Consider the following 24,980-nt stretch of genomic DNA (forward strand, 5'->3'; position numbering starts at 1 on the left):
GCGATGAGTTCCTGCCGCGCCATGGGTCTTCCCCTGACAGACACTGGGATCGAGCAAAGGAACAGCCGTGAACGATGATGTCTGGGCGATGGTCCACGCGGAGCGTGCGGCGCTCATCGAGGATCTCACGCACCTCGACGACAAGCAGTGGGATCACCCCTCCCTGTGCGAGGGGTGGACCGTGCACGACGTGGTCGCCCACCTGATCGACACGGCTCGCACCACGCGCCTGGGTTTCGTGGGTGCCATGGTCCGTGCACGTTTCGACTTCGACCGTCAGAACACACGCGGCGTGCGGCGCGAGCGTGGTGCCTCACCGCAGGAAACCTTGGAGCGCCTGCGTCAGGTGGCCACGCGTACATCGGCCCCTCCGGCACCGCTCGACACCCGGCTGGTCGAGGAGGTCGTACACGGCGAGGACATCCGTCGCCCCTTGGGGCTCACCCACACCTACCTGCCGGAGGCCGTCAACAGATCACTGCGCCTGCAGGCCCGTACGTCGGCGTCCTTCGGTGGAGCCAAGGAGAAGGTGGCCGGTCTGCAACTGACCTCCACCGACTCCGACTTGACGATCGGCGAGGGCCCGCAGGTGCACGGAACCGCCCTCTCCCTGCTGCTGGCCATCTCCGGGCGCTCGGGAGCGCTGGACGAGCTGGACGGGCCGGGAGCCGCCACACTGAGGAAAACCGCCTGACGGCCTGCCGGTTCGGCGGGATGGCCGCAGCGGACGCCACGAGCGCGGCACCTCGCTCTCCCCGCCACGTCTACATCACCGGCGGGCCCTGCTCGACGCGGCGCAGCACGGGCTCGAACTGGTCGAGTCCGTCGCTGGTCTGGATCTGCCGCTCGTCCCACCAGGTGACTCCCGCATCGGCCAACGGGCCGATCAGGTCACGGGTCTTGGCCGCGTTCTCTCCCGGCGACGCACCGCCGAGGACGATGTCGAAGGGTGTACCGGCCCGGCCCTCGCGCTGTTTCTCCACGTAGGCCACCAAGTCGTGGACCTGGTCGATCGGCGGCACGTGTCCGTGTTTGGCGTCGGTGAACAGCGGGACGGCGCCGTCCCAGCGGGCGGCCCTGCGCATGGGCGGACGGTTGGGCCAGAAACCGGCGACCCAGATCGGCGGCCGGGGGCGTTGCGCCGTGGCCGGCAGCAGCGTCACGTCACGTGCCTGGTAGTGGCGTCCGTCGTGGTTCACCGGCTCGCCCGACCAGTAGCGCCGCAACAGGTCCAGGCCCTCGTCGAGTCGCTCGGCCAGCACCTTCGCGTCGGTGGTGTCGCCGAAGCTGGCGTACTCGTCCTCGACGGGCCCGCCGAGGCCCGCACCGAAGGTGACCCGGCCGCCGCTCAGGACGTCCAGGGTCGCCACCTGGCGTGCGAGCTGCTGCGGGCGCCGGCGCGCGACCGGTGTGACCAGCGTGCCCAGCCTGATCCGGGAGGTCGCGAGCGCGGCGGCGGTCAGCAGCATCCAGGGATCCCCGAAGGGCCTGCCCGCGTGCTTGCGATGCAGGACGTGGTCCCAGACGAACAGCCCGTCCCACCCTGCTTGTTCCGCCGCCACGGCCAGTTTCGCCACGGTCCTGGGGTCTGCGAAGTCACCGAAGTTCGGGATGTTCACCGAGAATCGCATCCCCGCATCCTGCTGCACGACACCACGACCGGCAACCGCGCATCCGCTTGGGAGGGGCGTCCTTCGGGCCCGCCTGACGGGCTGCGTCAGGAGAAGGTATGTCCGAAGGCGGCGGTGGGCAGCGGCAGCAGGGTGTCTTCCCAGGCGATGTGGATCCCGAGCTCTTCCTCCAGGAAGCCGAGGAAGGCGACGTCGGCGGTCTCCTCACCGGTGTAGGTGAACCCGGGCACCTGCTCGTCCGTCGGGGCGACCTCCTGGCCCGCCTCCCGAGGTTCGTAGTCGGTCAGCACCCGGCCGTCGCACGCATGGCCCACCAACTGCATGCCTGCGCCGGAACTGAAGACTGTGTATGCCCGCGTGCCGCGCGAGAGTTCGCCCAGTTGGTCGCGCGAGTGAGAGGAGAAGGCCTCAAGGGCGTAGGCCCAGCCCGGGATGGCCCCGGCCCGCACGATCGTGTCCGGGTGCGACAGAAACCCGGCCTCGGTCAGCTGGGTCACCAGGGCTTCGTCCTCCCAGTTAAGGAATTCCAGATCGCTCAGATGGCCGTCCTCCGGCCGCACCAGCAGTTCTGTGACCGCCAGGTCGGTCAGCTCGTGGACGTGGTGTGGCTTTGCTCCGATCCGCACCAGCAGCTCCCGCGGCGTGATGCCCTGACACAAGGTGAAGGTGTAGCTCCCGTCGTACGTGTTCGCTATCCATCGAAGCCCGTTGCCCACTACTTGTCCTTCCGGCAGTTGATGACCCATCACGGCAGAACCCCCGATCCGCCCCCGTAGACCCGTCACACGAGCTCGGCGAGCCGGTTCACCTGGTGGGGGTCGAGGCCGTAGCAGTAGAGCATGACCTCATCGGCTCCCAGGTCGGCGAAGCGGGCGATGGCTTCGCGGATTTCGGACGGGGTGGTGCACAGGCCGGCGACCATGCGGTCGGGCGTGCCGGTGAAGGCGTAGTAGGCGTGCATGTTCGTACGGGCGTCCTCGATCACCTCGTCCGGGCCGAGCGCGACGTTGATCTGGGCGACGATGCGCGGTTCGCCTTCGCGGTCGTACTGCTTCCAGAACTTGCGGGCGGTGTCGAACAGACCACCTGCCCAGGCGGGCGGCGCGGCGGCGAGGAAGCCGTCGCCCCAGCGTGCGACGCGTTCGACAGCGGCGGGCTTGAAGCCGCCGAAGAGGACCTCGGGGCCGCCCGGCCTGGCGGGCGCGGGGCCTATCGGGCCGATGCCGTCGCCGTACGGTTCGCCGGCCCACAGGCGGCGCATGACTGCCATCTGCTCGTCGAGACGTCGGCCCCGCGTGTGGATGTCGATGCCGGCGACCTGGTGATCGTCGTCGCGGCCACCGACGCCGAGCCCAAGAACCAGCCGCCCGCCGGACATCTGGTCCAGGGTGGCGGCCTGCTTGGCGAGGAGGGCAGTGTCGCGCAGCGGAGCGAGCAGGACCTCGGTCTGGACACGGATGCGAGAGGTGGCGCCGGCGAGGAGCGCGAGGGCGACCAAGGGTTCGGGGTTGTCGTAGACGAGCCGGTCGAGCAGGCCGAGGGTGCTGAAGGGGCCCGCGTCGGCGCGCTGGGCCCAGGCGAGCAAGGTGGCGGGGTCGCCGATGGGCAGACCGATACCGACGTTCATGAAGGAAGCCTCCGGAGGAAGGGTCGACAAAGAAACTGCCGCCTCCCCTGCACCTCAGCGAGGTGGGACGCTCCCGCTCTGCGGCGTGCTTCTGGGGAACGTCTCGTCGAAGTGACCTCACTTTAGGGTCGGGTGGTTCGGTGGGCCAAGCGGATTATGAAGGGGATGTCCGCGCCGGTGTCGGTCGTAGCGTTCGTGCGCCTCGCGAGCATCGGGGACGAACGCCTTGTGGCGCACCAAGTCAGCCAACTCGCGCTCCGTCATCCAGGCGTGCCAAGCGACCTCCGAGGGATCGGGTCGCACCGGCTCGTTCACCACGACCTCGTGCAGGCCGAGCCAGTACGGGCTGATCACCCCCGCGCAGCGGAACTTGAGCACGAACCGCGGCCGTCCCTGAACACCGAGCTCTTCCGCGAGCTCCCGCGCGGCGGCCTCTTCGTAGGACTCGCCCACATCCGCCGCCCCACCCAGCATCCAGTTGAACTGGCCCGGGAAGCGCGACATGTTGAACTGGCCCGGGAAGCGCGACATGTCGTCGGGGCGGCGGTGCACGAAGATGCGTCCGGTCGTGTCGCGGCACACGATGGTCGCCACCCGGTGCAGCCACTTGTGCCGTATCGCCTCGGCCCTGTCCACGACGGCCAGCACTTCGTCGTGCTCGTCGACGCGTTCCACCAACTCAGTCATGGTCCACAGGATCGCAGGGCGAACAGCCGGGTGAGCGGGTGGAAACAGTAGCGGCCGGGGGCCCGGGACTCCAGGAACTGCACGTCGACCAGTTGCTCCAGGATCACCTCGGTCTCCGACGGCGTCCCGCCGGTCGTCGCTGCCGCCCGCGTCACCGTCAACTCGCCCTGTACGGCCGCCAGCAAGGGAAGGGCGAGCGCTGCTGCCCGGCCGGTGGGGCCGCGGGTCAGGAGTTCCCGGTGGCCCGCATCCAGGGCCGCGCGCATGTCCAGGTCCGCGAAGGACAGCTCCGCAAGGCGACGCCCGGGGTCGGCCAGGCGGTCGGCGAGTTCGCGTACCGGCCACCGGGGACGTGCCGCCAGGCGGGCGCCCGCGATGCGCAGGGCCAGCGGCAGGTGATCGCAGTGCCGCGCGATCACCTCGGCGGCGGCACACTCGCCCTTCAGCCGACCCGCTCCCGCCCACAGGCCGAGCACGTCGATGGACGCCGCCGGCGGCAGCGGCATCAGGTGGAGGTGGACGGCGCCGTTCAGGGCGGCGAGGACACCGCGGCTGGTGACCAGGACCGCGCAGCCGTGCGCGGCGGGCAGGAGGGGCCGCACCTGGGCCGCGTCCAGGGCGTTGTCGAGGACGATCAGAACCTGCCGCTCGGTGAGCAGCGTGCGGTAGGCCGCCGCCGCGTCCGCCGCGCTGCCCGGGTACGGCCGCGGCGCCCCCAGGGCGCCGAGGAAGCGCCTGAGCACGACGTCGGACGAAACCGGGTGCTCGTCGCGGCGTGAGCCTCGCAGGTCGGCGTAGAGCTGGCCGTCGGGAAACCTCTCACCGAGCCGATGGGCCGCGTGCACGGCGAGCGCCGACTTGCCGACGCCGCCGGGGCCGTCGAGGGCGACCACGAGAGGGCCCTTGCCGCGCGCGGCCGGGCGCAGCACGTCGAGTACGTCCAGTTCCCCTGCCCGGCCGGGGAGTTCGGGGATGTCCGCGGGCAACTGGCGAGGCACCGGCGGCACGGGGGCGGCACCCTCCTTGCCGGGCGGACCCGCTCGTCCGTTGGCGGCCGGGCGCAAGCGGCGCGCCTCCTCCACCCGGTCGCGGGCCGTGGCCAGGAGGCGCAGTTCGTGGCCGGTGGCGCCGAGCAACTGGACCAGGGCGTCGAAGCGGTCCGTCGGCGGCAGCGTCTTGCCCGCGAAGTAGTCGCCGATCACTCCATGCGCCCATCCCGTTCGCGCCGCCAACTGCCTGTAGGTGATCTGTGCGCCCCCGTCCCTGCGCGCGGCGCGCCTGCGCAACTGGCGCAGCAGCGCGGCCAACGCGTCGGCCGTGTCCACGGAATCGACCGGGCCGACGTCTGCCGTCGCCTCCCGCGGCCCCCCGTCCGGCGGGTGTCCCGCCGCCCCCGTTCCCGCTGGCATGGATCGCATCCTCCGTACCCGGCCCGCAGCGGGCGAGGCCGTGAGACCTCCGCCTGGCCGAGGCCATCCGGACCTGTCCGGCGGTGCCCGATTTCGAGGATCGCCTCCCGGAACGCGGGCGAGCATCGATCTACCGCTCGGATCCCGCGTACCGGCGACCGGGCACCACACCGGCTGTCACTACGGCATTCGTGAAATGCCGTCCGCCGGTTTGGTGCGGCTTCCCGTCGGACGCCGGAGGACGGGCGTCGCAACACCGCACGACCGACATCGGACAACCAAGGAGGCACGACCTATATGAGTAGGGTCTGCAACAAAGCCCCCAGCCTGCCTGACGGCAGCGTGGCCGAACAGTCCCTGTACGAGCGCGTGGACGGCCCCATCGCCACCGGCTCGGCCCACTTCATGCGGGCGGGAAGCGAGCTGCACCTGATGCACTCCGACCTGGAACTCAACGACGTGCGCCAGGCCGCCCTGCGGGTGCGCTGCGCTGCCGCTGCCGTCCGGGCCGCACTGGTGGAGTACCGCGCCTCGCACCGCGTCGCCCAGGAGCTGGGCTTCTACCCGGTCCACGACGAGCGGCTGCGGGTCGCGGGCGGCGGGACCGCCCCGGTGCGCGAGACGCTCGGCGCGGCCCGCGACGCGGACCTGGTCCAGCTGGACCGGGTTGCCGTCGAGGCCATCGCGCTGCGCTACGAGGAGGGCGGCGACGAAGCGGCATTCGGCCACTTCGTGTCCGAACTGACCGGGTTCGCGGCGGGGCTCGAGGGCTTCGCGGCCCACGCGTCCGAAGCCGGTGCCGCCGACTGGCAGCGCGTGGCCTGGCAGTTGCTCACCGGGTTCGACCGCATTCGTATCTACGGTCAGGCCCTGGCCGTCATCAACATCCTCGGCATGACCCCCAGCGCCGTCGCCGTCGCCGGTGCCGGCCAGGAAAGGAGGAACGGGATATGAGCGCCGTCTGCAACAAGCTCCTCAGTCTCAGTGAGGAGGACCTGCGCAACAAGAAGCAGCTTGCGCTGACAGCGGGCACCGAACTGAACGCGGCCACCAGCGAGTTGTGCCGGGCCCTCGAACTCGCCGAGCACGGCGACGGGGTGGCCGGTGCCGCCGTGTATGCCGCGGCGGCACAGGACCGGCTCGGCGGCGCCGCGAGGCTGCTGGAGCAGGTGGCCGACATCCTCGCGACGGGCACCCTCACCGAAGAGACCGCTGCCTGGTACAGCAGGCTCGACTACGACCGGCTCTACCGCTCGGGCGTCAGCCTGGGTCAGGTGCCGCAGTCGGCCGAGCTGTGGAAGGCGTTCACCCGGCAGGCCAGGACCGGTGGCCCGCTCGGCATCGCCAACGACATGCGCGACCGCACGCTCGCGGTGGCCGCCCTGATCGGCGAGTGGCTGCAGCGGATCGACGTCCCGGCGGCGGACACCGCGCTGCCGCGGATCCAGTCCGCGATGGCGGACCTGGCCGCGTACGCCCAGCTCGTCGCCTTCGCCAACAAGGTGGAGCCGCGGGACCCGGCGTGGGTGATCGCGCGGGACGCTGCCGCGTAGCCGGAGGCAGGTAGAACAGGGGCAGAACGGAGGAGCGCCGGCCCGGGCCGGCGCTCCTTTTCGTGTGTAAGCGGGGCGTGTGTCGCCAGTTTCGTGTGTCGGCGGCTCGTGCGTGTCGCGTTCGAGCCGTCCGTCACCGGTAGGCGCGCGCCTGGAGGTCGTACATCTGGGCGTAGAGGCCGCCCCGCGAAAGGAGTTCGTCGTGGCTGCCCGTCTCGGCGACGCGGCCCTGGTCGAGTACGACGATGAGGTCGGCGCCGCGAACGGTCGAGAACCGGTGCGTCACCAGCAGCGTGACCGTGTCCGGAGGCCCGCCGTCCGCCCGCGGGCGGCGCGCGGCCTCGATGTAGCGCTCGAAGATGACGTGCTCGGTTTCCGCGTCCAGGGAGGCGGTCGGCTCGTCCAGGATGCGCAGCAGCGGCTCCGGACGCATCAGCGCCCGCGCGAGCGCCAGCTTCTGCCACTGGCCCGTCGACAGATCGACCCCGCGCTCCCAGCGGCTGCCCAGCTGTGTGCCGAAGCCGTCCGGCAGCGTGCCGGGCAGGTCGGCCGCCCCGGCGCGGTCCACGGCGTCACCGATCGCCCGCAGGTCGGCGACCCGCGGCAGGTCGCCTATGCCGACGGTCTCGCGGAGGGCGAACTCATAGCGCACGAAGTCCTCGAACGCGGCGCCGGTACGCTCGCGCCACCGCTCCGGGGCGAGGGCGTCGAGGGGGATTCCGTCGACCGTGATCCGGCCGAGCGTCGGCTCGTACATCCGGCAAAGGAGTTTGACCAGGGTGGATTTCCCGGAGCCGTTCTCACCGACCAAGGCCACCACTCCCCCGGCGGGCAGGCGCAGTTCGACGTCGTGCAGCGCGGTCATCGCGGTGCCGGGATAGCGGAAGGACAGCCCCTCGACGGCGATGTCATGCCGCAGCCTCGGCGGCACCGGCGTCCGGTCAGCGTCGGTCGCCACAGGCGCCGGGCTCGTCTGTTCGGCGTACCTCCGCAGCCAGCGCAACCGCTCGGCGCTCTGCAGGAGTTCGACGACGGCACCTGTGGCCTGCACGAGTCCGCCGACATGTCCGGTGAAGCGCCCGGCGAGGACGACGGCGAGCAGTACGGCGCCGAGGCCGGTCCGCCCCGTCACCGCGAGATGCACGACGAAGGCGACCGCGCCGATCAGACCGAGGGTGTTGAGCAGTCCGGCCACGCACCCGATCGCGGCGAACCGCCACTGCGCCCGGCTTGTCACACCATCCGCGCGGCCACGCAACTCGCCCACCCTGCACCACAGTTCGTGCCCGGCATCGAAGACGCGCAGTTCCTTGCCCGCGTCCGGCGAGGTCGCGAGACGGGCCAGGCGTGCGGCCAGCCGGTAGTCGGCCGCTGTGGCCTCCTGGGCGCGGGCGATGACACCTCGGGCGGCGATCTGCAGGCGCAGGGCGAGCGCCCCGACGAGCGGGAGCACGAGCAGGGCGGGGTGGACGGTGGCCAGGAGGGCGGCGGTCACCAGGAAGCCGCCGAGTTGTTCGAGCAGGTTGAGCACCCAGTTGAGCAGGGCGCCCATGGCCAGGGTGCGGTCACGCAGCAGGTGGAGCCGGTTTTGGAACGCGGGGGACTCCTGGTGGCGCAGTCCGGGAATCCCCGCGGCCAGCCGGGCCAGGAGCCGGTCGAAGGCGAAGCCGACACGCTCGCTGAGCCCGATCCTGGCCCCGATGGCCGCCAGTTCGACCGCCTCCCACACACCGAGGCTCACCACCAGCAGAAGAGCCGCCGACACGGTGGACGCCAGCAGCCCCTGCTGAGCTCCTTCGGCCATGGACCTCAGCCACAGGGCCTGCAGGGCGGCGAGTCCGGCCGCGGCGGGCACGAGCAGCAATCCGAGCACGGCGAGTTTCCAGGACTCACGGAAGGACTCGACGACCAGCGTGCGCAGCGCGTCGAACACACCGCGCCAGCCGCCTTCGGACACCTCGGGAGGGTCAGTTCCAGTGTCAGTGTCAGTGTCAGTGTCGCTGTCGGTGCCGGTGCCGGTGTCGCCGGCGCTTTCCGACAAGACGCGATCTGCCGGCCGTGCGCTCGACCGGGACGAAGGCGCGGACTCACCCGATCCACCAGCGGCAGCCTCCCCCACGCCACGAGGACCGGCAGCTTCAACCGCACCCGACCCCGTGTCGCCGTCGACGAAACGCTCGGCCTGGAGCCGGTACATCCGGGCGTACTTGCCGCCCAGCGCCATCAGGGCGTCATGCGAGCCGCTCTCCACGATCCGCCCGCCGTCCATGACATGGATGACGCCGGCCTTGCGTACGCCCGAGAACCGGTGCGAGACCAGGATCGTGGTGGCTTGCCCGCTCACCGTCAGGAACCGGTCGAAGAAGTCGGCCTCCGCACGCGCGTCGAGATGCGCGGTGGGCTCGTCGAGCACGAGCAAGGCCCCCGACCGCGCGGCCAGGAGCGCGCGGGCCAGCGCGACCCGCTGCCACTGGCCGGCGGACAGGTCGGCGCCGCCCGCGAACTGCCTGGACAGCACGGTGTCCCAGCCCGCGCCCAGCCTGCCGGGCAGGTCGGCGCCGTCGGCCAGTTCCAGGGCGCGCTCCAGGGCATCCGCGTCGCCGCCGATGTCCGGCGCGCCCATCGCCACGTTGTCGCGCAGCGTCAGCGGATACTTCACGAAGTCCTGGAAGACCACGGAGATGCCTCGCCGCCACTGCCGCGCGTCGCACGCGCGCACGTCCGCGCCGTCCGCCGTGATGCGCCCGGCGTCGGGCTCGTACAGCCGGGCGAGGAGTTTGATCAGTGTCGTCTTGCCGGAACCGTTCGCCCCGACGATGGCCACGGACGACCCGGCCGGGATCTTCAGGTCGAGGCCGCGTAACACGGGTTGGTCCGTGCCGGGGTAGGTGAAGTCCACGGATTCGAAGGCGATGCCGTGCCGGGCGGCCGGGGACCGACCGTTGGAATGGCCGTTCCCGGCTGCCCTGTGGCCGTTGGCGCGGGCACGGCGGGCACTCCCGTCGCCATCCCCCGAGGTGCTCTGCGGCCCGAGGGCGCCCCGGGCGTCGCTGTCGACCGTTCCCCGCGCCTCCAGCGCAGCGAGCGACCGCAGCCCGAGCAGCGCGTCGCGCACCATGAGGTCGTCGTCGCCGACCCAGCCCAGTGCGGGCAGGGCGAGTGCCGCCTGGGCGCTGATCACGAGCTCGGTCAGCCCCAGATCACCGCGCGCGGCGGCATAAGCCGCGTAGCCGAGGACCAGGCCCTCCCCCAGCACCACGAATCCCACCGCGCCATAGGCCCGCCGTGCCGCCGTCCCGCGGGTGGACCAGACCCTGGCCATGCCCGACTGCCAGACGGCCGTCATCCGGTCGGCGAGCCAGTCGCCGAGCCCGAAGACCCGTACCTCCTTGGCTGGTTCGGGATCGAGCGCGAGCGAGCGCAGGTAGGCCGCTTTCCGGATCACCGCGCTCGCCGACTCCATGCTGCCGTGCACCTGGCGCGACAAGCGCAGATACGAGCGGTACGTCAGGACCGCCGCGAGCCCCAGCAGGAGCGGTGCCCACCATGCCAGCGGCGCCAACAGGACGAGCAGGCCGATCCCTTCGAGGCGCGGGCGCACGATCTCGGGCAGCAGGGAGGCGAGTTGGTCCGGCCGGGTGCCCTGCTCGGTGGCCAGGCGCAGGGTGTCGGCGTACCCCGGCTCCTCCAGGTGTCCGATGCCGTCCGGGCCGGTCCCCGCCGCGATGGTTCGGTCCTCCACCACGCCGGCGGCCCGCAGTCGCAGGACCGCCGCGAGCCCGCTCTCCAGGGCGCGCAGCCCCGTGCGCAGGAGGGTCAGCGCGCCGAACACGGTGAGGACGACCAGGGCGCTCCTGGCCTCTTCCGACCCGGCGCCCCCTTCCACGGCTCCGGGAAGCGCGCCCACCAGCCGTCCGGTCGCAACCACGATGAGCGGCCCCGTCAGCGCTCCGCACATCACGGTCGCGGCGAGCGCGGCCGTATGCCGGGGGCCGGCTCGCCACAACAGCCGCACTGCGGCCGTCCATTCCTGCCACGTCCGCATTCCGGCCTCCTGAGCCGCGCACCACCGTCGGAAGCACGATGCTCACAGAGGAGCCGTGCACCCCGGCGACGGTCCCGGTCGTGACCGGACGCTGCCGGTCACCCGCCGACCACCTGCGCAATCACGGCTGCGCGAGCGGCTCCGGCTCGCTTGGGTGTGGCTCGGGTCGTGGTTCGCTCACCACGCCTTGATGACCGGCGCGCCGGGATCGTACTGCTGCCAGACCTCGTCGAGGCGGGTCAGCCGGACCGCGGCGGCGATGCCGTGCAGGGATGCGACCTTGCCGCCGCTGACCTCGCACGCCACGGCACCCACGACCCGGCCCTCGATCACCGCCACGACGGTCGGGGAGCCGTTGACCAGCGCGACATGCAGCGCGGGGGAACCGCCTGCAAGGCGCCGCTTCGCGGGCGTGGGCTTGAAGCCGGCCGCCACGTAGGAAGCGACGCGCTCGCGCGTCTTGTACCGCAGCAGCCGCCTGGCCAGTCCCGCGCCGTCCGAGACCGCGGTCACGTCGGCGGTGAGCATCTCCACCAGCCGCTCGGTTCGCCCCGATGCCGCGGCGATTAGAAACTCCTCCACGATCCGACGCGCGGACGCGGGGTCCACCTCGTCCCTGCCGCGCCGATCGGCGGTGATCCGGCGTCGGGCCCGGTGGACATGCTGCTGGCTCGCGGCCTCGGTGACGTCGAGGATCTGGGCGATCTCGGCGTGGGCGTACGAGAAGGCCTCACGCAGGACGTAGGCCGCCCGCTCGACCGGCGAAAGGCGCTCCATGAGGGTCAGTACGGCCAATGACACCGATTCGCGCTGCTCGAAGGTGTCCGCCGGGCCGAGCATCGGGTCGCCCTCCAGGAGCGGCTCGGGCAGCCAGGCTCCGGCCGCTCGCTCGTGGCGCGCCTGCGCCGAGCGGAGCCGGTCAAGGCAGAGGTTGGTGGCGACCTTGGTCAGCCACGCCTCCGGCACCGCGATCTGCGCACGGTCCGCCGCCTGCCAGCGCAGGAACGTGTCCTGTACGGCGTCTTCGGCGTCGGCGGCCGAGCCGAGCAGACGGTACGCGAGCGAGGCCAGCCGCCCCCGGCTGGCCTCGAACCGATCGATGGCTGCACTGTCCATGCGCAACAACCTATGCGGTGGCCCTCACAGCCACCTGGCCGGGCGCGGTGGCCAGGCGGCGCCTGCGCTTCGGCATGCCGAAGGTCGGGTGGACGATGCCCCACCCCGAGCCCTTGAGCACGCTCGACTTGAGCCGCGCTGCGGCCTTGCCGCCCAGGTACCAGGACTTCGACCTGGCCTCCCCGTCCACCATCTGGAAGATGGCGTCCCGCCGCCCGAGGCTGATGTGGTTGCCGTAGTACTTCAGCCCGGTGGTCGGGACGTCGCTGCCCGTCAGGCGCGCGATGATCGCGGCGGTCGCCTGCATGTTGGTGAACCCGGCCGAGGCGCAGGACATCGGCAGCGGCCGGCCGTTCTCGCCGATCGCGTAGGCGCAGTCACCGGCGGCGTAGACGTCCGGGTGCGAGACCGAGCGCATGGTGTCGTCGACGACGATCTGGCCGGCCTCGGCGACCTCCAGACCGCTGGCGGCCGCGATGGGGTGCACGGCGAACCCGGCGGCCCACACCGTCACTTGGGCCGGGATGGACGTGCCGTCGGCGACGATCGCCCGTGTCGGATCGACGGCTTTGATGTCGGTGTGCTCGTGGACGGTGACGCCGAGCCGGTCGAAGGCCTGGCGCAGGTGGCGGCGGGCTTTCGGGGAGAGCCACTCGCCCAGCTCGCCGCGGGCCGCGAGTGCGATGTCGAGGTCGGGCCGCGACTCGGCGAACTCGGTGGCGGTCTCGATGCCGGTCAGCCCCTCGCCGACGACCAGGACGCTGCCGCCTTCACTGAGGCCCGCCAGGCGCTCGCGCAGCCGCAGCGCCGAGGATTTGCCGGTGACGTCGAAGGCGTACTCGGCCACGCCGGGGACACCGTGATGGGCGACGGAGCTGCCGAGGGCGTACAGGAGCGTGTCGTACGCGACCTCCCCGTCACCGTCCTCGTCGCTCACGGCGACGGTCCTGCGGTCGGGGTCGACGCCGGTCACACGCGCGAGGCGCAGCCGTACCCCGGTGCCCGCGAAGATGTCGGCGAGCTTGCGAACCGCGAGGTCCTGACCGCTCGCGAGCTGGTGCAGCCGCATCCGTTCGACGAAGTCGGGCAGGGCATTGACGACGGTTATCTCGATGTCGGCGGGCGACAGCCGGCGGGCCAGGTTTCCGGCGGCGAAGGCCCCGGCGTATCCGGCGCCGAGGACGACGATGCGGTGCTTCATGGCGTTGCTCCTGTCTCGTTCGAGCGTGCCCCTTGAACGAGATGGCGCCACGATTACTGACAGGAGCCGGGTGTGACGTGGGTCACCTGGCGGAGGGGGGTCTCCCGAGCTCGTGCTCAGGGATCGACGCAGAGGAGCGCGATGGCGGGGGTGAAGGTGCCGAGGAGGCTGAGCGCCCAGTACTGGGCCGGCGCGAGCTGGGTCCTTCGGGCAAAGGGGCGGTTGACGGCCCACCAGAGGAAGCCGCAGGCGGCGACGGGGAGTCCGAAGGCGACGAGAACGATGCCGAGGCCGTCGTTCTCCTCCGGTGCGGGATGCGCCCAGGTCGCGACGACGTAGTAGAGCATGAAGAGCGGGACGAGGGCGGGGCCGCCGAGCAGCACGTTGACGCCGAACGCGGTGTACCACCGTCCGATCATGACTTCCTCACCCCCGTGATCATCCCGTGGGGACAGTAGCCGATGACGGCTGCGCTCCGAGCAGCCGGTACCTGACAGGCGGCGCCCCGGTGGGCGCCGGTCAGCTGCCGGTGAGGCCGCGGCGGCTCGCGTTGACACCGGCCTGGAAGCGGGAGTCGGCTTCCAATGCCGTCATCAACTCAGCGACCCGTCTGCGATAGGTCCGTACGGACATGCCGACACGGCGCGCGCCCACGGCGTCGGTGAGTCCGGCCGCGAGTGCTCGCAGCACGGGGATCGAATCGGCGTCCAGGCCCTCGGTCTCGCGCCGCAGATAGTCGGCGAGCGGGGTCCCGGCGTCCCACGTGGCATTCATCAGCGCGTGTACGCCCTCGACCAGAGCCGGTGCGGAGGTGATGGTGAACTCTCGGCCGCGGGCACCACTGCGCCCGGCCAGGATCATCACCCTGCGGTCGAGGATGATCGTCTCGTGCGGCAGCGTCGCGGCGCGGATCCGCACCTGCCCACCGGCGGCCGCGACGGCGAACAAATGCAGCCGCTGTTCCTCGTCGGCCAGTACGGCGGGGGTGTAGAGCTTGCGCACGACCATGCCGTCGGCGGTCCGCGGGCCGAGGCGGCGCGCGATCGCCGCCCTGGCCTCGGGCCGGGACCAGGTGTGCAGGTCGTTGGCCGCGCAGAAGAACTCCCGCGTCGTCTCGCCGAACAACTGGGCGGTCCGCGCGACCAGCTCCTCCTCGCCCTGCACCGTCAGCGTCGTGTGGTCGGTCACCCTCCCAGTCTTCCTCACGATCGTGGCAACAGGTTGCCATCCGGTCCGTCGACGGCCCTGGCCGGTTGAGGCTGGGGTCATGACCACACAGATCACGGCCGCCGCGAGCGGCCAGTTCACCCTCGGCGGCGACCTCCGCGTCAACCGGCTCGGCTTCGGCGCGATGCGCCTGGCGGCGGGCACCTTCACCGGACCGGCACGCGATCCCCGGACCGGTGTCGAGGTGCTGCGGCAGGCAGTCGACGCGGGAGTCGACCACATCGACACGGCCGGTTTCTACGCCCGCGGCGACGTGAGCGCCAACGACCTGATCCGCAAGGCGCTCGCGCCCTACCCCGCCGATCTGCTGATCGCCACCAAGGTGGGCCCGCTGCGCGGCCCGGACGGCATGCCCACCGGCCAGGCGGGCCCCGAGCAGCTGCGGGAACTGGTGACCGAGGACCTGCGCGCCCTCGGTCTGGACCGGTTCGACCTCGTCTACCTGCGGGTCGGCGGCATGAGTGAGCCCGGTGGCGAGAGCGTGGCCGAGCGGTTCGCGGCGCTGGCGGAACTGCGCGACGAGGGGCTGATCCGTCACCTGGGGGTCAGCAATGTCGATGCGGCACAGCTCGACGAGGCGCGGGGCCTCGCGCCCGTCATCGCGGTGCAGAACCAGTACCACGTACATCGTGCCGATGATGTGGCCGTTCTCGCGCGCTGCGAGGAGCACGGCATCGCCTACGTGCCGTTCTTCCCGCTCGGCGGCGGCTTCGACCCGATCGAGCACGGTCGCCTCGCGGACGTCGCCAAGCGGCACGACGCGACGACCGCGCAGGTCGCGCTCGCCTGGTTGCTCGCGAGCTCACCGAACATGCTGGCCATCCCCGGCACCGGCTCCCCCGCCCACCTCACCGAGAACCTCGCGGCGGCGGGCCTGCGCCTCGATGCGGCCGACCTTGCGGAGCTGAGGGGCTGACGTAGCGCTGCACCGCCCCGTGGCCGGCCCGGAGTGCCGGGTTTGGCCACGGGGCGGTGGGCGGGACTTTCTTACCCCGTGGCGGGTTGTCGCTTCCTCAGTGCCTCGCCGAGCGCCGCGCGCACGGGGCTCGGCAGCGGTTCGCCCTCGGTTGTCGCGATCAGCTCCTCCGCCACCGCGCGCAGTTTCGTGTTGGAGTGCTGCGACACCTCGACCAGGATCTTCCACGCCTCGTCCGCGGTGCACGGACCCAACGTCATCAGCATCCCCCGCGCCTGGTCGATGGACGGATGGGACTCCATGGCGCGATGCAGTTCGTTGACCTCGGTGCGCAGTGCCTTGATCTCGGCCACCTCGTCCGCGCACTCGTCGTCGGGGGCCTGCTGCTCGGCATCACAGCGAGGCTTCAGGGCCGATGTGTTGAGAGAGTCCGGTGAGGAAGCCACCCGCTCTGCCTCTCGTCTACTCGGGCTGCCTCTGTCGGGCCGGCAGAACCGCTGATGAGCCGAGCATCGCAGATTCTCCACATCTATGGCCATAGTTTGCGGTTCTGTGCATGCGGCAGCGCCGGTGGCTGTATGTCCCAACCAACCGGCGCCTACGTCGCACAGCGCTGTACTTACGCAGGGATCGGGTAGCCACCTGCATTGATCTCAAACGGGCGCGATACATGTCGTCGCCATTGACAACGGGCACCAACCGCGGCCGGATCAGCGTTGGCGTGCCGGGCGTACGACGATTTCGTTGACGTCGATGTCGGCCGGTTGCGCCAGCGCGTAGGAGACGGCGGCCGCGATGGCCTCGGGTCCCATCGCGTGTGCCCGGTAACTGCGCATGGCCTCGGCGGCGCCGGTTTCTGTGATGGTGTGGGCAAGCTCGGATTCGACCACGCCGGGCGAGACGGTCGTGACCCGGATCGAGGGGTCCACCTCCTGGCGCAGGCCCTCGGTGATGGCCCAGGCCGCGTACTTGGTGCCGCAGTAGACGGCAGCGGTGGGAACGACCTCGTGGGCGCCGATGCTCGCGACCGTGACGAAGTGCCCCGACCCCTGGGCGGCGAACACGGGCAGCGCCGCGGCGATCCCGTGCAGCAGGCCGCGGACGTTCACGTCGATCATCTGGTCCCATTCGTCGACGAGCAGGGAGTCCAGCCGCGACAGGGGCATGACGCCGGCGTTGTTGATGAGGACGTCGACGCGGCCGTGGCGGTCGCGAGCGGCCTGGACGAAGGCCGCGACATCGGCGCGGTCCGTCACGTCAAGGCGCACCGGCTCCAGGTCACCGCCGGAGCGGGATGCTGCTTCGGCGGTGTTCTTGGCCAGTTCGTCCAGGCGGTCGGTGCGGCGCGCACCGGCCACCACCAGGTGCCCCTCGCTCACCAGGCGTGCGGCGACGGCCGCGCCGATGCCGCTGCTCGCGCCGGTGACGAGGACGACCTTGCGGTCGGTGGGCGCGCTGTTTTCCGGTTGTTGTGTGGTCATGTCGTCGAGGCTGGCCCGGCCGGGGCGCCGGTGGGAGAGGCGGCGTTCTCCTGGGTGCAGCGCACCCAGGAAGCGCGGCGGGTCCGGACCTAGCATGGGGACATGGCACGCTCTGAGCTCGGCGCATACCTGACCGCCCGGCGCGCCCTCGTCACTCCCGCCGCAGTCGATCTCCCCGCCACGGGACACCGCCGGGTGCCGGGGTTGCGGCGCGAGGAGGTGGCTCTCCTCGCCGGGGTCAGCGCCGACTACTACGTACGCCTGGAGCAAGGGCGGGAGCGCTCGCCCTCCGCGCAGGTGCTCGATGCCCTGGCCACCGCCCTGCGCCTCGACGAGGACGGCCGGCTGCACCTCTTCCGGGTCGCCGGGGTCGGTCCGCGTGTCAGGGCGGCCGCGGTGGTGGACCGGGTCGAGCCGAGCCTGCTGGCCCTGATGGACGCCTGGCCGCACAATCCGGCCGTCGTCTACAACCGGGCGTACGACGTCCTCGCCTCGAACGCGATCGCCGATGCGCTCTTTCACGGCTGGGCACACTCGCGCAACCTCCTGCATGTCGTGTTCACCGATCCGGCCGCCCGCGCCTTCTACCGCGACTGGTACGACGTCGCGCGCAATTCCGTGGCCGGTTTCCGGCTCGGCCACGGCGTGGCGCCCGATGATCCGCGGGTACGGCAGGTGCTTGCTGAACTGCTCGCGCTCAGCCCGGAGTTCGCCGAGCTGTGGGCCCGTCACGACGCCCGGGGCAAAGCCTTGGAACGCAAGCGCTTCGAGCATCGCGAGGTCGGGCCGCTGACGCTGACCATGCAGACCTTCGACGTCCGCTCGGCGCCCGGCCAGGAACTCGTCGTCTACCACGCCGAACCGGCCTCCCCCAGCAGCGAGGCGCTCACCCTGCTCGGCTCACTGACCGCGACCACGCGCCAGGCGCCCTGAGCGACGCCCCGGCGCACAGAGCCAGAACACCGGCTCTTTTAGGGGGAGACCCTCTCAACAGCGCCCCTCGGGGCGCGGATGCACGCTAGCGTCGCGGCAACGCACTGTTCGGCGGGAGGGGCAGAGATGCGGCGCTCGGCTGGGCATATGGCGCTGCTGCAACGGGTGGCTGACGTGCAGCGCAGCACTGATGGATGGGCCACGGCGGGGCCCGGACTCGATGAACGCACCACGGGCCCCCTGGTGAAACTCGGGCTGGCCCGGGTGGCGCCACGCGAGGAACAGGCGGAGCTCTCCGCGCAGGCGGGCCGGCCGATCCTGTGGGCGGTGCAGCTGACGACCGACGGCTGGGACGCACTCCTGTACGCGCAGGCACGCGCCACTCCCCCGGCCGTCGAGGAACCAGCGCCGGGACTGCAGCAGGTGGGCCTGCGCCGCTCGGAGTTGGACGCCCTGCGACGGTTTATCGACTTACGCGCACGACTGCGTCACGGGCCGGCGTCGGGCCTGCGGTCGGCTGTCGAGGCGGCCCGGTTCAACGCCGCGTCCAACAGGTGGGTCGTGTATGTCAGCGGTGAGCAGATGCAGTCGATGGCCCGCGCGTTCTTTCTCGAACGGCTCGGCGGATCGTCGGCCCCCGCCAACCGGTTCGCCCGTGTCTACGGGGTGAGCTATCCGCCCCCTGCGCCCCTCCTCGTCCCTGAGCTCAAAGGGGAGCGAGAATCATGAGGACCTCGTCGCGGTCGTCGTCCGGGCGAGCCGCAGCCGCCAGCGCGTGCGGCGAGGCGTAGCTGCTCCGGACCCATCTTGTCCCGGGCACTCCTTCGTACCTCATGCATGAGGGCACGTCCGGTGCCGCGTCCGCGTACGCCGGTGAGGGTCTGGACGTGGTGCAGCGTGCCCCAGTGCGCGTTCAGCTCGAACCGGTCGTCGATGATGCGGTCGAGGGCCGGAGTCACGGTGGCGACATTCGACCGAAGGGAACGGAAAGGGAATCGTCGGCCATCCCGCGATCATGACACCCGCACTGACACCGCCCTCGGACACAATGCTCCCGTGGGAGGCGGACAGTGGGGGGGCGAACAGGTAAGCCGGCTGCCTGAGTCGGCGGACCGCAAGATGTCGAGAACCTGGCACCGGCTCCGTCCCAGGGTCATCAGCGGCCACCACCGGCCGCGCGAGGAAGAAGGAGAAGCCGTCATGGCGATTCAGCGGATGGACAACGTCGGCATCGTCGTCGAGGACATGGACGCCGCCATCGCGTTCTTCGTGGAACTCGGTATGGAGCTGGAGGGCAGGGCGGAGGTCCAGGGCCCCGTCGCCGATCAGTGCACCGGACTCGACGGCGTCCACTGCGACATCGCGATGGTCCGGACCCCGGACGGCCACAGCCGGCTCGAGCTGGCGAGGTATCGCACCCCCGCGGCGACCAGCGCCGGGTCGCGCGACCAGCCGCACAACATCCTGGGCACCCACCGGGTCATGTTCGCCGTCGACGACCTCGAGGACACCGTTGCCCGCCTGCGCCCTCACGGCGCCGAACTCGTCGGCCAGATCGCCCGGTTCGAGGACAGCTATCTGCTCTGCTACGTCCGCGGCCCGGAGGGCATCATCGTCGGCCTGGCCCAGCAGCTGCAGTGAGACCGCTGGGTCGGCTCCACACCCTGCCCACCAGCCGCCCTCCGCTTCTGAGCAGCACGTAGGCTGGCGCCCGGCCGGACGACGGAAGAAGGAGGCGGCCTCCCATGGGCGGGGATGTTCTGCGCTGGAGCGAGTACCGCAGCATGCCGTGGAAGAACGGCGGCGGTGTGACCCGGGAGGTCGCGTCGGGCACTATGCGGGCGCCCTTCGCCACGAAGGAGCCCCCGGACGGGTTCGACTGGCGGGTGAGCATCGCGGACGTGGACGCGGGCGGGCCCTTCTCGCCCTTTCCCGGGATCGACCGTGTGATCACCCTCGTCGAGGGCGAAGGCATGGTGCTGACCGTGGACGGCACCTCGCAGCTGGTGGAACCGCTGAACCCCTTCGCCTTCCCCGGCGACGCGACGACGGACTGCCTGCTGAAGGCGGGCGCCGTCCGCGACATGAACGTGATGACGCGCAGAGGGCGCGCCACGGCACAGGTCCGGATGGTCACCGTGACCGCCGCGCGGGGCGCGGAGATGGTGTGCGCCGAGGGCGAGACCCTGCTCGTCATGGCCGCCACCGAGGGGATCAGCGTCAGGGGCCCAGGCGGGCGGGAGACCGCACTCGGCCGTCTCGACTGCGTACGGCACGAAGGTGCCGGGGTGCTGAGCCTGCGGGGCGACGGCACCGTGGCCGGGATCAGGATCAGCCCCACGCGCTGACGGTGACACGCACAATCGCTGTGCGGCTAAGCGTCGACGACGCGCAGGGTCTCGATGTCGTCCCACCCGCGTGCGTTGAGTCTTTCCCGCAACGCCAGTTGTGGGGCGGCGCGGACGACGAGGCCTTGAGGGGGCTGGAGGTTGTTGGCGAGCGCCACGAGGATCTCCAGGGCGCTGTTGGCCAGGTAGTGAACCCCAGTCAGGTCGATGGTGATCTCTTGTGTGGTGCGGGTCTGTGCGGTCAGCGCCATGGCCAGCGCACCTTTGTGCGCACCCAGGACCTCTCCGAACAGGCACACACCCTCGGTGGCGGTCGATGGCACGATGAGGAGCAGATCGTCGGCGAAGTAGCCGCGCATGAGTAGTCCCGGATGCCGTGCACCGTTAGAGATACAACGGAACCCGAAAGAGAAGGGTCCACCCTGGAGGGAAACGGTGCGTCTCGCGGTGCCTGGTGACGGGTTCAGGGTCCCGTGGGTACAGCCGCTGACGGGGTAGGGCCCCACTCCGGGCCCGAGAGATCGCCGGAAGACCGCTGCCGCGCTGACGGCGAGCAGTCCTTCCACGGACTATGTCAACAGGGTACTCACGCAGGGGATCTGGCCGACAGACCCGCAGCACATTCGGATACGTCACGGTGGTTCGCCGGATGGGCTTCGCATGGGCTTCGCGGCGCCTTGTCGTTCTGGAGTGCGGGATATATAGGCTGGTCGTGTGGCCAGTACAGAGGAATCAGCGTTCAGTGGCAGTGCGGCGTCAGATGAGGCGCCGGCTCAGGTGCCGACGGATCTGCAGTCGTTCGCGGTGCAGCTGAGGCGCATGAACGGTGAGCTCAACCGGCTGATCCACGGTTTTGCCGCCGGCCACGGCCTGCACGCCACGGACGTCCAGGCCCTCGCGGCGATCCTGGACTCGAGTGATCCGCTCACTCCGGGGCGGCTGCGCGACCATCTGGGGTTGACGTCGGGCGCCGTCACCGCCTGCCTTGACCGGCTCGAACGGGCGGGACACATCCGCCGGTCGCGGGACAGCGAGGACCGCCGTGTGGTGCATCTGCACTACGCCCCCGGAGCCAAATCGGCTGCACGCACCTTCTTCCAGCCCCTCGCCGCCGCGACGGAGAACGCCCGCGTGCGGTTCAGCGAGGACGAACTCAACGTGGTGGTGCGCTTCTTGGCCGCCATGAACGAGGAGCTCTCCGAACTGCGCGGTCGTCAGCGCTAGCTCCACCCCTACCGCTGCGGGCTGTCGTCGTCCGTCCGCGCCGTGACCTCTTCCGGATGACGAAGGTTTCCCTGGTGCACCCGCCGGGCACCCGTGTCCGACGAGATGTTTCAATCATTGAGATACTTATCTATTGAAGCATCGTGTTCGCAAGGAGATCCATGTCCACACGTACGCGCCTGGCACGCTGGCTGATCCCCGTCGTTCTTCTCGTCGCCTGGCTGGGCATCGGCGGGACGCTCGGGCCGTACGCCGGAAAGCTCGGGGAGGTCGCCACCAACGACCAGGCCGCTTTCCTGCCGCAGAACGCCGAGTCCACGCAAGTCATCGACGCCCAGCGGAAGTTCAAGCAAGAGGAGACCCTGCCCGCGATCGTCGTGTGGACAGCGGAGGGCGACGCGCGCTCGGGCAAGATCGATCAGGTGCAGAAGGCCGACGCCACCCGGGCGCTGGCCTCCCTGAAGGACGCCACAGGGGTTGCCGGGCCCCCGTCCCCTGCTGTGCTCTCCAAGGACGGCCAAGCCCTGCAGGGGGTCGTACCCCTGCGCACCGACCTCGGTGACGAGCTGGAAACCACCCTGGCGGACGTCAAGAAGGCGGCAGCCCAAGTGTCGGGGACCGATGTGCAGGTCGCCGGGCCCGCGGCCAGTCAAGCCGATCTGTCCGACGCCTTCGGCGGAATCGACGGCCTGCTGCTCGGGGTCGCCCTGATCACCGTTCTGGTGATCCTGCTGCTCGTCTACCGCAGCCTGCTGCTCCCGCTGGTGATCATCATCGGGGCCGTCTTCGCCCTGGGTCTCGCCTGCGGAATTGTCTACGTGCTGGCCGACCACGACGTCGTGCGCGTCGACGGCCAGGTCCAGGGAATCCTGTCCATCCTCGTCATCGGCGCCGCCACCGACTACGCCCTGTTGCTCACCGCACGCTTGCGCGAGGAGCTCGCCGGCAGCCGCGACAGGATCGCCGCCATGCGCTCGGCGCTGCGCCGCTCGCTCGGCCCCATCGTCGCGAGCGGGGCGACCGTCGCACTCGGCCTGCTCGCCCTCCTCCTGAGCGACCTCACCAACAACCGCGCGCTCGGGCCCGTCGGAGCCATCGGCATCGTCTGCGCGGTGCTCAGCACGCTGACCTTCCTGCCCGCGGTCCTGATCCTCCTCGGGCGCGTGGCGTACTGGCCCGCCAAGCCCAAGCCGGCGACGGAGAAGTCCGCCGGACAGGGCGTGTGGACACGCATCGCCTCACTCGTCGACCGGGCTCCGCGCAAGGTCTGGGCCGCCACCCTCCTCGGACTGCTCGTCTGCGCCGCCTTCGCCCCCTCGCTCCAGTCCAAGGGCGTGCCCCTGAACGAGATCTTCGTCAACGACGCGCCGTCGGTGGCCGCGCAGAAGACGCTCGGCAAGCACTTCCCCGGCGGCTCGGGCAACCCGGCCGTCGTGATCGCGGACGCGGAAAGGGCCGAGCAGGTCACCGCCGCGGCCCAGCGCACCGAAGGGGTGTCATCGGCCGCCGCCGTGGGCGAGTCCGGTCGGCCCGGCGCGGGCGCTCTCGTCGTCGACGGCCGCGTGCGCATCGACGCCACACTGAAGGACGCCGCCGACAGCGACGCGGCCAAGGCCACCGTGGCGCGGCTGCGCGACGCCGTTCACGCGGTGGACGGTGCCGACGCACTCGTCGGCGGCTATACCGCGCAGCAGTACGACACCCAGCGGACCGCCGAGGACGACCGCATGCTGATCGTGCCCGTGGTCCTCGCGATCATCCTCGTCATCCTGATCGGATTGCTCAGGTCGCTGCTCATGCCGGTGCTGCTGGTGGCGACGGTGGCACTCAACTTCCTTGCCACTCTGGGAGTTTCGGCCCTGGTCTTCGAGCACGTCCTGGGCTTCAGCGGCACTGACTCCTCCGTACCGCTCTACGGGTTCGTGTTCCTGGTGGCGCTCGGCGTGGACTACAACATCTTCCTGATGTCCCGGGTCCGCGAGGAGTCGCTGCGCCACGGGGCCCGCGAAGGAGTGCTGCGCGGCCTGACCGCGACCGGCGGTGTCATCACATCGGCCGGGGTGGTGCTCGCGGCCACCTTCGCGGCCCTCGGCATCATCCCGCTGGCCTTCCTCGTCCAGATCGCCTTCATCGTCGCCTTCGGTGTCCTGCTGGACACCCTGGTCGTACGGTCGCTCCTGGTGCCGGCGCTGGTCCGCGACATCGGCCCGAAGGCGTGGTGGCCCGGGGCCCTCAGCCGTACGCGGCGCGACGAGGTGGTGTAGGGCCAGGTCGCGCCGCGAGCCGGGGGCGCGGTCGGGTCAGGTGCCCGCCGACACCGGCGAGTCACTCCGGTCGCCCACCGAGTCCTGGGTCGCGGACTTCGGGATGGGCTGGTCGTGGCGCAGGGCGTTCCACACCCGGTGTGATGCCTTCTTCAGCGGCAGGACCCGTCCCGCGTCCTGGGAGTCATAGGTGACGGGCATCGTGACCATGTTGGTGCGGTCCGGGCTGATGCCCTTCAGTTCCTTGGCCAGGCCGAGGAGCTTGTCGGCGGACGCCAGCTCGGAGTCCGCGCTGATGGTCTTGGTCGCGGTGTCCGCCAGGTCGTAGGACTTGGCGGGACTGCCCAGCGGGTCGACGGTGTCGGCACGGTGGATCAGCGCCTTGATGAACGCCTGCTGGAGCTGGATGCGGCCCAGGTCGCTTCCGTCACCCACGCCGTGCCGGGTGCGGACGAGCTCCAGTGCCTGCTTGCCCTTGAGCGTGTGCTTGCCCGCGCTCAGGGCGAGCCCGCTGTTGGGGTCGTGGATGGCCTTGCGGGTGGTGATGTCCACACCGCCGAGCTCGTCTATGAGCTTCTGGAAGCCCTTGAAGTCGACCTCGAGGTAGTGGTTCATGCGGACGCCCGACATCTTCTCGACCGTCTTCACGGTGCAGGCGGGGCCGCCCACCTGGTAGGACGAGTTGAACATGGCCTGCCGCGCGCCGGGCGCCGTGCCGCCGTGCGGCTTGGCGCACTGGGGCCGCTTGACCATCGTGTCGCGCGGAATGCTGACGACCGAGGCCTTCTTGTGGGTCTTGTCGACGTGCAGGACCATCGCCGTGTCGGCGCGGGCTCCGCTGATGCCACTGCCGTAGTGGCCATGGGTTCCCGCCCGGGAGTCGGACCCGAGCAGGAGGATGTTCATCGAGCCGTCTTTCTGCTCGCTGGGCCGGTCTTTGCCCAGGGCGGCGTTCATGTCCGTGCCCTGGATGTTGCCGTTGAGGTGCTGCCAGGCGTAGGCGGCACCTCCTCCGCCGATCAGGACCAGTCCCAGCGCGCCCCACGTGGCGTACCGCAGGGTTTTCCTCTTCGGCTTGCGCCGGGAGCGCCGCACCCGCGGGGGCCCGTAGCCGGGCACTGCGGGGCCGTCGGCCGTGCGCGCCTGCTGCTCGTTGCTGCTCTCGTGCGGCATGCGCTGCCCCTTCTCTTTGACCGGTGGCTCAGTGGGTTCCTCGACCGGTGGCTCAGTAGGCGGAGTCGACGTTGTCGATCGAGCCGTACTTGTCGGCGGCGTAGTTCGCGGCCGCGGTGATGTTGGCGACGGGGTCGGTCAGGTT

24 protein-coding genes and 1 pseudogene are annotated in these 24,980 nt (G+C 70.8%); 10 read left to right on the forward strand and 15 right to left on the reverse strand.

Annotated features, from left to right (window positions below; genetic code table 11):
- Positions 1-88 precede the first annotated feature (88 nt).
- Positions 89-694, forward strand: coding sequence for a maleylpyruvate isomerase family mycothiol-dependent enzyme (locus ACWD02_RS39505; protein WP_451220774.1), 606 nt, complete (start codon positions 89-91; stop codon positions 692-694).
- A gap of 70 nt (positions 695-764) precedes the next feature.
- Here ACWD02_RS39505 and ACWD02_RS39510 read toward each other — a convergent pair whose 3' ends face one another.
- The 5 genes from ACWD02_RS39510 to ACWD02_RS39530 all read right to left on the reverse strand — a co-directional run bounded on the left by ACWD02_RS39510 (position 765) and on the right by ACWD02_RS39530 (position 5,354).
- Entirely contained in the window at positions 765-1,631 is an 867-nt protein-coding gene (locus tag ACWD02_RS39510) for an LLM class flavin-dependent oxidoreductase (protein ID WP_451220690.1), read from the reverse strand.
- An 86-nt stretch (positions 1,632-1,717) separates the two neighbouring features.
- Positions 1,718-2,347 (reverse strand): DUF6461 domain-containing protein, encoded by a 630-nt coding sequence (locus tag ACWD02_RS39515; protein WP_451220693.1) that lies wholly within the window; start codon positions 2,345-2,347, stop codon positions 1,718-1,720.
- Between the two features lie 65 nt (positions 2,348-2,412).
- Complete coding sequence (locus tag ACWD02_RS39520) at positions 2,413-3,258, reverse strand: LLM class flavin-dependent oxidoreductase (protein ID WP_451220696.1); 846 nt, start codon at positions 3,256-3,258, stop codon at positions 2,413-2,415.
- 117 nt (positions 3,259-3,375) lie between these two features.
- Entirely contained in the window at positions 3,376-3,945 is a 570-nt protein-coding gene (locus ACWD02_RS39525) for an NUDIX hydrolase (protein ID WP_451220699.1), read from the reverse strand.
- Positions 3,942-5,354 (reverse strand): helix-turn-helix domain-containing protein, encoded by a 1,413-nt coding sequence (locus ACWD02_RS39530; protein ID WP_451220702.1) that lies wholly within the window; start codon positions 5,352-5,354, stop codon positions 3,942-3,944. Before ACWD02_RS39530 ends, ACWD02_RS39525 begins: the two co-directional genes overlap by 4 nt.
- Positions 5,355-5,651: 297 nt before the next feature.
- Here ACWD02_RS39530 and ACWD02_RS39535 point away from each other — a divergent pair, with 297 nt between their 5' ends.
- Together ACWD02_RS39535 and ACWD02_RS39540 are read left to right on the forward strand one after the other, a co-directional pair.
- Complete coding sequence (locus ACWD02_RS39535; protein WP_451220705.1) at positions 5,652-6,308, forward strand: hypothetical protein; 657 nt, start codon at positions 5,652-5,654, stop codon at positions 6,306-6,308.
- Positions 6,305-6,907 (forward strand): hypothetical protein, encoded by a 603-nt coding sequence (locus ACWD02_RS39540; protein WP_451220708.1) that lies wholly within the window; start codon positions 6,305-6,307, stop codon positions 6,905-6,907. Before ACWD02_RS39535 ends, ACWD02_RS39540 begins: the two co-directional genes overlap by 4 nt.
- A 133-nt stretch (positions 6,908-7,040) precedes the next feature.
- Here ACWD02_RS39540 and ACWD02_RS39545 read toward each other — a convergent pair whose 3' ends face one another.
- From ACWD02_RS39545 to ACWD02_RS39565, 5 genes are all read right to left on the reverse strand, one after another.
- Complete coding sequence (locus ACWD02_RS39545; protein WP_451220711.1) at positions 7,041-10,952, reverse strand: ATP-binding cassette domain-containing protein; 3,912 nt, start codon at positions 10,950-10,952, stop codon at positions 7,041-7,043.
- 177 nt (positions 10,953-11,129) lie between these two features.
- Positions 11,130-12,068 carry a sigma-70 family RNA polymerase sigma factor gene (locus ACWD02_RS39550; RefSeq protein ID WP_451220714.1) on the reverse strand — a complete coding sequence of 313 codons (939 nt, stop codon included), beginning with the start codon at positions 12,066-12,068 and terminating at the stop codon, positions 11,130-11,132.
- Between the two features lie 10 nt (positions 12,069-12,078).
- Entirely contained in the window at positions 12,079-13,269 is a 1,191-nt protein-coding gene (locus ACWD02_RS39555; RefSeq protein WP_451220717.1) for an NAD(P)/FAD-dependent oxidoreductase, read from the reverse strand.
- A 116-nt stretch (positions 13,270-13,385) separates the two neighbouring features.
- On the reverse strand, positions 13,386-13,688 hold the full coding sequence (locus tag ACWD02_RS39560) for a hypothetical protein (RefSeq protein WP_451220720.1): 303 nt from the start codon (positions 13,686-13,688) through the stop codon (positions 13,386-13,388).
- 100 nt (positions 13,689-13,788) lie between these two features.
- Positions 13,789-14,457, reverse strand: a complete 669-nt coding sequence (locus tag ACWD02_RS39565) for a DNA-binding response regulator (RefSeq protein WP_451220723.1) — start codon at positions 14,455-14,457, stop codon at positions 13,789-13,791.
- 79 nt (positions 14,458-14,536) lie between these two features.
- On the opposite strand from ACWD02_RS39565, the gene ACWD02_RS39570 reads away from it, so the two are divergent.
- Entirely contained in the window at positions 14,537-15,412 is an 876-nt protein-coding gene (locus ACWD02_RS39570; protein WP_451220726.1) for an oxidoreductase, read from the forward strand.
- A gap of 71 nt (positions 15,413-15,483) precedes the next feature.
- Here ACWD02_RS39570 and ACWD02_RS39575 read toward each other — a convergent pair whose 3' ends face one another.
- Positions 15,484-15,858, reverse strand: a complete 375-nt coding sequence (locus ACWD02_RS39575) for an ANTAR domain-containing protein (RefSeq protein ID WP_451220729.1) — start codon at positions 15,856-15,858, stop codon at positions 15,484-15,486.
- 264 nt (positions 15,859-16,122) lie between these two features.
- Complete coding sequence (locus ACWD02_RS39580; RefSeq protein WP_451220732.1) at positions 16,123-16,893, reverse strand: SDR family oxidoreductase; 771 nt, start codon at positions 16,891-16,893, stop codon at positions 16,123-16,125.
- Positions 16,894-16,995: 102 nt separating this feature from the next.
- On the opposite strand from ACWD02_RS39580, the gene ACWD02_RS39585 reads away from it, so the two are divergent.
- From ACWD02_RS39585 to ACWD02_RS39600, 4 genes are all read left to right on the forward strand, one after another.
- Positions 16,996-17,826, forward strand: a complete 831-nt coding sequence (locus tag ACWD02_RS39585; RefSeq protein ID WP_451220735.1) for a helix-turn-helix domain-containing protein — start codon at positions 16,996-16,998, stop codon at positions 17,824-17,826.
- A gap of 147 nt (positions 17,827-17,973) precedes the next feature.
- Positions 17,974-18,555: a DUF6417 family protein gene (locus tag ACWD02_RS39590; protein ID WP_451220738.1), complete on the forward strand. Its 582-nt coding sequence runs from the start codon at positions 17,974-17,976 to the stop codon at positions 18,553-18,555.
- Positions 18,556-19,026: 471 nt separating this feature from the next.
- Entirely contained in the window at positions 19,027-19,467 is a 441-nt protein-coding gene (locus tag ACWD02_RS39595; RefSeq protein WP_451220741.1) for a VOC family protein, read from the forward strand.
- Between the two features lie 104 nt (positions 19,468-19,571).
- Positions 19,572-20,174 carry a HutD/Ves family protein gene (locus ACWD02_RS39600; RefSeq protein ID WP_451220744.1) on the forward strand — a complete coding sequence of 201 codons (603 nt, stop codon included), beginning with the start codon at positions 19,572-19,574 and terminating at the stop codon, positions 20,172-20,174.
- 26 nt (positions 20,175-20,200) lie between these two features.
- Here ACWD02_RS39600 and ACWD02_RS39605 read toward each other — a convergent pair whose 3' ends face one another.
- On the reverse strand, positions 20,201-20,533 hold the full coding sequence (locus ACWD02_RS39605) for an STAS domain-containing protein (RefSeq protein ID WP_451220747.1): 333 nt from the start codon (positions 20,531-20,533) through the stop codon (positions 20,201-20,203).
- 355 nt (positions 20,534-20,888) lie between these two features.
- Here ACWD02_RS39605 and ACWD02_RS39610 point away from each other — a divergent pair, with 355 nt between their 5' ends.
- Positions 20,889-21,398 (forward strand): MarR family winged helix-turn-helix transcriptional regulator, encoded by a 510-nt coding sequence (locus tag ACWD02_RS39610; RefSeq protein WP_451220750.1) that lies wholly within the window; start codon positions 20,889-20,891, stop codon positions 21,396-21,398.
- A 161-nt stretch (positions 21,399-21,559) separates the two neighbouring features.
- Positions 21,560-23,662, forward strand: coding sequence for an MMPL family transporter (locus ACWD02_RS39615; protein ID WP_451220753.1), 2,103 nt, complete (start codon positions 21,560-21,562; stop codon positions 23,660-23,662).
- A 36-nt stretch (positions 23,663-23,698) separates the two neighbouring features.
- On the opposite strand, the gene ACWD02_RS39620 is transcribed toward ACWD02_RS39615, so the two are convergent.
- Positions 23,699-24,835 carry an LCP family protein gene (locus tag ACWD02_RS39620; protein WP_451220756.1) on the reverse strand — a complete coding sequence of 379 codons (1,137 nt, stop codon included), beginning with the start codon at positions 24,833-24,835 and terminating at the stop codon, positions 23,699-23,701.
- Positions 24,836-24,887: 52 nt separating this feature from the next.
- Positions 24,888-24,980, reverse strand: a pseudogene (locus ACWD02_RS39625) (transglycosylase SLT domain-containing protein); the annotation flags it as partial.

It is taken from the genome of Streptomyces sp. NPDC002853, assembly GCF_053591915.1.

Excerpts from the sequence above, each read along its gene's own strand:
- ACWD02_RS39505 (WP_451220774.1), top strand. The coding sequence starts at position 89 with ATGGTCCACGCGGAGCGTGCGGCGCTCATCGAGGATCTCACGCACCTC.
- ACWD02_RS39510 (WP_451220690.1), bottom strand. The coding sequence starts at position 1,631 with ATGCGATTCTCGGTGAACATCCCGAACTTCGGTGACTTCGCAGACCCC.
- ACWD02_RS39520 (WP_451220696.1), bottom strand. The coding sequence starts at position 3,258 with ATGAACGTCGGTATCGGTCTGCCCATCGGCGACCCCGCCACCTTGCTC.
- ACWD02_RS39525 (WP_451220699.1), bottom strand. The coding sequence starts at position 3,945 with ATGACTGAGTTGGTGGAACGCGTCGACGAGCACGACGAAGTGCTGGCC.
- ACWD02_RS39530 (WP_451220702.1), bottom strand. The coding sequence starts at position 5,354 with ATGCCAGCGGGAACGGGGGCGGCGGGACACCCGCCGGACGGGGGGCCG.
- ACWD02_RS39535 (WP_451220705.1), top strand. The coding sequence starts at position 5,652 with ATGAGTAGGGTCTGCAACAAAGCCCCCAGCCTGCCTGACGGCAGCGTG.
- ACWD02_RS39540 (WP_451220708.1), top strand. The coding sequence starts at position 6,305 with ATGAGCGCCGTCTGCAACAAGCTCCTCAGTCTCAGTGAGGAGGACCTG.
- ACWD02_RS39545 (WP_451220711.1), bottom strand. The coding sequence starts at position 10,952 with ATGCGGACGTGGCAGGAATGGACGGCCGCAGTGCGGCTGTTGTGGCGA.
- ACWD02_RS39550 (WP_451220714.1), bottom strand. The coding sequence starts at position 12,068 with ATGGACAGTGCAGCCATCGATCGGTTCGAGGCCAGCCGGGGGCGGCTG.
- ACWD02_RS39555 (WP_451220717.1), bottom strand. The coding sequence starts at position 13,269 with ATGAAGCACCGCATCGTCGTCCTCGGCGCCGGATACGCCGGGGCCTTC.
- ACWD02_RS39560 (WP_451220720.1), bottom strand. The coding sequence starts at position 13,688 with ATGATCGGACGGTGGTACACCGCGTTCGGCGTCAACGTGCTGCTCGGC.
- ACWD02_RS39570 (WP_451220726.1), top strand. The coding sequence starts at position 14,537 with ATGACCACACAGATCACGGCCGCCGCGAGCGGCCAGTTCACCCTCGGC.
- ACWD02_RS39580 (WP_451220732.1), bottom strand. The coding sequence starts at position 16,893 with ATGACCACACAACAACCGGAAAACAGCGCGCCCACCGACCGCAAGGTC.
- ACWD02_RS39585 (WP_451220735.1), top strand. The coding sequence starts at position 16,996 with ATGGCACGCTCTGAGCTCGGCGCATACCTGACCGCCCGGCGCGCCCTC.
- ACWD02_RS39590 (WP_451220738.1), top strand. The coding sequence starts at position 17,974 with ATGGCGCTGCTGCAACGGGTGGCTGACGTGCAGCGCAGCACTGATGGA.
- ACWD02_RS39595 (WP_451220741.1), top strand. The coding sequence starts at position 19,027 with ATGGCGATTCAGCGGATGGACAACGTCGGCATCGTCGTCGAGGACATG.
- ACWD02_RS39600 (WP_451220744.1), top strand. The coding sequence starts at position 19,572 with ATGGGCGGGGATGTTCTGCGCTGGAGCGAGTACCGCAGCATGCCGTGG.
- ACWD02_RS39605 (WP_451220747.1), bottom strand. The coding sequence starts at position 20,533 with ATGCGCGGCTACTTCGCCGACGATCTGCTCCTCATCGTGCCATCGACC.
- ACWD02_RS39615 (WP_451220753.1), top strand. The coding sequence starts at position 21,560 with ATGTCCACACGTACGCGCCTGGCACGCTGGCTGATCCCCGTCGTTCTT.
- ACWD02_RS39620 (WP_451220756.1), bottom strand. The coding sequence starts at position 24,835 with ATGCCGCACGAGAGCAGCAACGAGCAGCAGGCGCGCACGGCCGACGGC.